We start from the raw sequence: 6,181 nt of genomic DNA on the forward strand, positions 1-6,181 counted from the left end.
AGACTTCAGACATCTCGCTCAACAGTCCGAGGGCCTCGCCCGTTACTCGACCGGCCTCGTCACCCGATCGGTGGCCAAATTGAAAAGCCTCCTGGTGCTCACTCAGGTAGCGGAAACCCGGCACCTGGTGGTGATCACTGCCCAACAGGTGAGGGTCGGCGCGGATTACAAATCGAGGACTGCGCGCAGCGCGTTGGCGGCGCGCTCTTGCCGCTCGGGGCCGATACTTCCGAGATAAGTTCGTGTCTCGAAGCGGGATACGGAGAGTTGGAGAGGCTGACGGCGACGACGGCGGCGCCGACCGGAGTGCTCAGGTGGACACTCATCGCCGCGTCGGGGGACTGCAACCGGGGCATGCAGCACCAGGTCGACGACTGCAGCGAGATGCCGGTCACGGTCTGAGCACAACACCGTCACCGGCACCCACCACAGCCTGACGCCCTCAGCCATCCAGATCACGAACGACGTGACAATGCCCTGTGAACCCACCGGCCAGCCGCTGTTCGGGCGTCACAGCACCTCTTCCTCAGTCGAGTTTCAGGTCTCCGTGCACGATCTGCCGGGCGACTGTCTCGATCGGTACTTCCTCGGCGAACGCCCGGGCCTTGATGAGCGCCAGCGCGTCGTCGGCGGGGCGACTGAGCTGTGCGGAAAGCATGGCCGCCGCGTGCAGGACGGTCGCGCGGATGTCGATTTCGCCATAAAGGCCCGCGTCGGCGTCGGGGCCGAGGAGCACGATGGGGGTGAGGGCCGCGGCGACCTCGGCGAGGTCGGCGGGCCCGCCGGGTCCGGGCTGTGGATCGAAGACCGTCAGCACCCCCATGCAACTGTCCTGCGACGGGAGTGGTAGGGCGGCCACCGAGGCGATGCCCAGGGAAGCGAGGCCGGCCCCGTAGCCGGGCCAGCGTGCCGCTATTGCCCGTCCGGACACATGGAGCGGGCGGCGTGCCGCAGCCGCGTCACGGGTCGGCCCGTTGCCGAGCACGAACTCCAGTTCCTGGGCCGCCCGGGACTGTTCGTCGGACACGGCGATCGCGAGCTGGTTCTGGCCGGCGTCGACCAAGGTGACTGCTGCGCTGCTCGTGCCGCACGCCTCGGCGACACCGGTCATGAACCGCGGTCGGGTGCCGCAGCTCTGGTCCCATTGCGCCGCGCGGCGGGCGAAGTTCTCCTGGAGCTGAGCCGAGGCACGGTGGCACGCGGCTGTTCTGCGGTGTGTCTGTGCGAGGTGGGCGTGGAACTCACGTCCGGGTTCCTTTGCCAAGAGTTCGTGCCGTTCGGCGGCGGCCTCCGCCCGGTCCGCGCGCTCACGCGCCAGAACTGCACGGCGCCGTGCCACCGCTGCCAGACTGAGGTCTTCCTCGCGCCTCTGCGGATCCATGCGTCCAAGATTACGCCGCGCTGTCATTCCGGAGCGTCGCTTCGGCTCTCTTCCATCATAAGGACGACACCGCCGTTGTGCCCGTCGAACGGGGAGAAGAACACGTCGCAGGTGATGGACCGGCCGATGCGGCTCAGGGCCTCAACAGGGATCGGGCCGGAGCGCTTGCGGGTCTCCAGGCACCGTTGCACGACGGGCAGCAGCGCATCGGTGGGCAGACCGAAGTCCAGCTCGAAGAAGGGCTCTTCCAACACCTCGTCGGCACGCAGTCCCCACAGGTCGACGGCTCCCCGGTTCCAGCTCCTGACCTTCAGATCCTTGTCCAGCACCACCACACCCGCCGCGATGCTCGTCAGAACCGCTTCCAGGAAGGCCCGGGCCTCGTCCAGTTCGTCGGTGCGGATACGCATCTCTTCGTTCATCGTCTCCAGTTCTTCGTTGCCCGACTGGAGCTCTTCGTTGGTGGTTTCCAACTCCTCGTTTGTGGACTGCAATTCCTCGTTCGTCGTCTCCAGTTCCTCAATGCTGGACTGGAGTTCCTCGTTGGTGGTTTCCAACTCCTCGTTTGTGGACTGCAATTCCTCGTATGCCGTCTCCAAGTCCTCCCGGATCCTCTTCACCTCTGCCTTCAGCTGCGTGGCGACAGTGACGTCGGTAAAGGAGATCATGGTGCCGGCGTGCAGGCCGCTGGGCCAGGAGAGCGGCTGGATGAGGATGTCGAAGTACTGGACGTCCTCCCCCACCCTGCGCTCGACCCGGTTGACGCGCAAGGTCCGACGCTCGTGCGTGGACTGGTCGATCAGGGAGCGGAGTTCGACCGGGCGATAAGAGATCTCCAGGTCCTGGAAGGGACGGCCGATATCGGTCGCCGTCAGGCCGAACTGAATCCTCGTCTGACTGTTCACCACCATGACGGTTCCGTCGCCGTCCAGGGCGATCGACGGAGCCGGACCGGCGTCGAGAACCAGGTCACGCAGTTGACGGGTGCGCGCGACCGAGTGCAGCTCGATGCCTGCGCCTGATCTGATCTTCAAGGGGGCCGGTTGGTACGGCACTACGGTGTCGCCAACCCGCCGTCTGAAGACGCGCTGGCGCATGTTCACGACCGCGAACCGCTCGGCGTCGTTCAGCAGCATCTCGGCCTTGCCGAGGAAGAGGAAACCGCTCGGGCGCAGGGCGAAGTGGAAGCGGTCGACGATCTGTGTCTGGGCCTCAACATTGAAATACATCAGGGTGTTGCGGCAAACAAGCAGGTCGAGACGGGAGATCGGGGCGTCCCGGGTGATGTCGTGCCGCCCGAAGATCACCCGGCGCCGCAGGTCGGGGCGGAAGCTGAATTGCGCGCCGTTCTGCTCGAAGTACTTCTCCCGTAGATCCGCGGAGAGCAGTTCCAGGGACTTCGGCGGATACAGCCCCGACCGAGCCTCGCGCAACGCCTCCTCGTCGACATCCGTGGCATAGATCTTGACCCGACGCAGGCACTCCTCGACACCGAGCGCCTCCGCGAACATGACGACCAGCGAGAACGCCTCCTCGCCGCTGGAACAGCCCGCGCTCCATACCCTGATCTCCTGATCCGGCGCCAAGGCCGCGAGCAGCTCGGGGACAACCTCGTGCTGGAGGAAGGCCCATGCCTCCGGGTCACGGAAGAAGGAGGTGACGTTGATCAGGATCGTGTTGAAGAGGGCGCCGAACTCGTCCGCGTTGGTCTCCAGGAGATCCTGGTAGTCCAGGTAGGAGCGGATGCCGACGTCGGTCATCCGCTTGTGGATGCGCCGGCCCAGCGTGGAGCGCTTGTAGCCGGTGAAGTCGAAGCCACGGGCCTCCCGGATGAAGCCGAGCAGCTCCTCCAGCGCCTCGTTGTCCCCTACGCCCTGCGGTTCGCTCATCAGCGCATCACTGCCTCTTGGCCTCGACAAGTCCGCGCACGACGGCGGCGATCTCCTCAAGAGGTAGCACGAAGTCCACCACGCCGGTATCTACTGCCGCCTGCGGCATCCCCGGGAACTGTGCCGTCCGCGGATCCTGGACGATCACCGTTCCACCGCGCGACTTGACGGCCTCGACCCCCATGGCGCCGTCTCTCCCGCTTCCGGTGAGCACGCAGATGATCGCCGCCGCCCCATAGGCACCGGCGACCGACTCGAAAAGAAGGTCGGCGGAAGGGCGTACGAAGTGGACGAGCTCGGTGCAGCTCAGAGTCAAAACGCCGCCGGAATCTACGAGGAGGTGCCGGTCGGGCGGGGCGATGTAGACGGTGCCGGGTACCACACGCTCTTCCGCCTCGGCGAGCTTGACCCGAAGCTCGGTACGGCGGGCGAGAATCTCGGCGAGCACCGTCCGGTGCCGCGGGTCGAGGTGCTGGACGACCAGCACCGGTACCGGCAGCTCGGGGCCCAGCGCCCCGAGCAGCACAGTCAGCCCTTGGATACCGCCCGCGGACGACGCGACGGCGACGATGCTGTAGTGATCTGCGGACGTCTGCTCGGCCGTCACACCATGAGCCTAGCCGAAACCGGCTCGGCAACAGAACAACGTGCGGCACTCTGGAGGAAACCCCTGAGAGGATCATCAAGAAAATCCGGCGGCTTTCCATTAATAGGTCACTATTATCTCTGACGAGAGTTTTTTACTGCGCTTCTCGGTGGGGAGTCGTCGTCTCGGCGGGCGTGGTGGAATGGATGTGGCGGATGCGCCGCATGGGGGTGACGGCTGGTACGGAGTACGGCCTGCGCCCGTGTCATCCCAGGACGCCCGGCGCGTGGTGTGTGCTTCCGCCTCTTGCGGTGCACGTCTTGGCGCAAGATCTCACCCGCGGTATCCCCCGGTCATGGCCGGACGTCGTCCGTATCCGAGTGGCCTGTCCGATGCCCGCTGGGCCTTGATCGAGCCGGTGCTGAGCGCCTGGCGAGCCAAGCGGCGCCGACATGCACTGAGGTCTTTCAGTGTGGCAACCGATCGGGTGACAGGGGCCGTGGCCACAACGCACAAGGGCTCCCGTGCCGTTGAGGGAGGTGTTCGAAGTCTCAACCCATCGGCGCAGGACCCCTGTCGGTCCCTCATCCTGCCGCACTCGACCTGCCCCATGCGCTCATCGAGTGGGCCACGATGCTCATCGTCACCCGCGAGGGTGACCGACGGTGCAAGCTCCCGCCGCACCAGCGTGCCCCGGCCGCTCTGGTCTACCTGCGCAAGCACGAGCCCTTCGCGCAGATCGCCGCCGGGTTCGGCATCTCCATCGGCACCGCGCACGCCTGTACGACCGCGGTCACCGATCTCCTGGCCGCCCGCGCACCCGGCCTGCTGCGTGCCCCGCGCGAGGCGGACCCCAAGTTCGTCCTGCTCGACGGCACCCTGGCCGAGTGCGACCGCCTCGGCGACGGCCGCGCCGACTACTCGGCCAAGCATCGTCGGCACGGGATGAACGTGCACGTGGTCACGGACCCTCACGGCGAGGTGCTGTGGCTGTCCCCGGCCCTGCCGGGGCGCTTCGGACGCCCCCGAGCACGCGGAGATCATGAACGGTCGGGCTCGTCGTTGACATGTGGCGCCTCCGTGCCGTGTGCTGCTGGTTCCTCCACCGACGATCTCGCTGACGATTCCCCACCCGAGCGATCATTCGCAATTCCTGATTGGCAGCCGAGTCGTCGTGGGGCACCGGGTGGCCAATCAGCCACAAGCGGCAGCTTTCTCGAGCACGCCCGGCACCCTGTGTGGGTGAACCACGAAGGACTCACCGCCTCCCGCAGAACAACGTAGAAAGCCCTTTCAGCGTGCCACTGATCGGGTGACGCCGTCGATGTCCGCAACGCACGAGGCTCCTGTGCCGTTGAGAGAGGTGTTCGACGTTCGATCACCTCTCACGGGGTGCACCCGCGCGGCTTGCTGCGTCCTGCGGGACCGATCCCGGCTACGTCATGTTCGACGGCACGCTCGCGGAGTGCGACCGGTTCGGCGACGGGCGGGCCGACTACTCCCACTGTGAGGATGGTGGCCTTGTCGTTCTGGGTACGGCTTGACTCGTACTCTGCAAAGAGGGGAAGAACGGCCCGGCCAAAAATGGCCGGGCCGTCCAGGCGGTATTGCCAGCCGCGGAGTACGACCTGTACCGCCTTCCGTGCCAGCCCAACTCATGCACAATGCCGGCACGGCCGTTTACAGGGAAGAACGCCCAGCATGGGGCGTCCCTTACCAGATCTTGCGGAAGGTGAGTTATGACGCCACAAGTCGGGCGACGATTTCTTGGGACTCGATTCGCTCGGGAACATCGTCGCCCCAGCACGGCCCCGGCGTTGTTCCGCTCTGCCAGGTTTGGTGATGATTGGCCAGATGTCCTAGGGAGTGAAGGTGTCTTCGTGGTGGTGCAGGTCGCGGCGGTGCCGATCGGGGTCGCCCAGATACTCGACTCACGCCGACGTCGAGGACCTCATCGGCGTCCCACTCGATCCGGTTCAGCATCCGCTGGATACGGTCCGGACCACCACGGCCGGCCGCCTTGGCCACAGTCCAGCCGTTCTTACGCTGCAGCGGAGCGATCAGCCCCGCATATACGCCGATGCCGGCTCCTGCTGAAATGGTGAACAAACCGCTCATGCGCCGCGTCCAGCTCACGCGTCCACAGTCTGACATCAGCAAGGTCCCCACCCACAACCACATCAACGACCGACCTGGCCATCAGTCACGGCAAGCACCGTTGCAGTACTAGCTAGTAGTACTTCGTTACATCGAGTGATCTCCCCTGGTGGTGGGCATCTTCGTGTTGTGAGGCTGGGGGAAGTGGAGCGGCTCCGGGGCGAGTTA

At 65.7% G+C, this 6,181-nt stretch carries 4 protein-coding genes and 3 pseudogenes; 3 read left to right on the plus strand and 4 right to left on the minus strand.

Going from position 1 to position 6,181, the window contains the following annotated elements; genetic code table 11:
- Positions 1 to 267: 267 nt before the first annotated feature.
- Positions 268 to 402 (plus strand): hypothetical protein, encoded by a 135-nt coding sequence (locus ABZ624_RS41690; RefSeq protein WP_360100749.1) that lies wholly within the window; start codon positions 268 to 270, stop codon positions 400 to 402.
- Between the two features lie 124 nt (positions 403 to 526).
- Here the strand turns inward: ABZ624_RS41690 and ABZ624_RS41695 are convergent, their stop codons facing one another.
- The 3 genes from ABZ624_RS41695 to ABZ624_RS41705 are packed head-to-tail and all read right to left on the minus strand — an operon-like array spanning position 527 to position 3,877.
- The gene (locus tag ABZ624_RS41695) at positions 527 to 1,381 is read right to left on the minus strand and encodes a GAF domain-containing protein (RefSeq protein ID WP_360100752.1); all 855 of its coding nucleotides are present in this window, start codon (positions 1,379 to 1,381) and stop codon (positions 527 to 529) included.
- 23 nt (positions 1,382 to 1,404) lie between these two features.
- Positions 1,405 to 3,270 (minus strand): CheR family methyltransferase, encoded by a 1,866-nt coding sequence (locus ABZ624_RS41700; RefSeq protein WP_360100755.1) that lies wholly within the window; start codon positions 3,268 to 3,270, stop codon positions 1,405 to 1,407.
- A 7-nt stretch (positions 3,271 to 3,277) separates the two neighbouring features.
- Complete coding sequence (locus ABZ624_RS41705; RefSeq protein WP_360100758.1) at positions 3,278 to 3,877, minus strand: chemotaxis protein CheB; 600 nt, start codon at positions 3,875 to 3,877, stop codon at positions 3,278 to 3,280.
- Between the two features lie 612 nt (positions 3,878 to 4,489).
- On the opposite strand from ABZ624_RS41705, the pseudogene ABZ624_RS41710 reads away from it, so the two are divergent.
- Together ABZ624_RS41710 and ABZ624_RS41715 are read left to right on the plus strand one after the other, a co-directional pair.
- Positions 4,490 to 4,870, plus strand: a pseudogene (locus tag ABZ624_RS41710) (transposase family protein); the annotation flags it as partial.
- 413 nt (positions 4,871 to 5,283) lie between these two features.
- A pseudogene (locus ABZ624_RS41715) lies at positions 5,284 to 5,361 on the plus strand (IS5/IS1182 family transposase); the annotation flags it as partial.
- 436 nt (positions 5,362 to 5,797) lie between these two features.
- On the opposite strand, the pseudogene ABZ624_RS41720 reads toward ABZ624_RS41715, so the two are convergent.
- Positions 5,798 to 6,029, minus strand: a pseudogene (locus tag ABZ624_RS41720) (IS701 family transposase); the annotation flags it as partial.
- Positions 6,030 to 6,181 lie beyond the last annotated feature (152 nt).

This window comes from Streptomyces sp. NPDC007205 (assembly GCF_040634095.1).
In the GTDB taxonomy this organism is placed as follows: domain Bacteria; phylum Actinomycetota; class Actinomycetes; order Streptomycetales; family Streptomycetaceae; genus Streptomyces.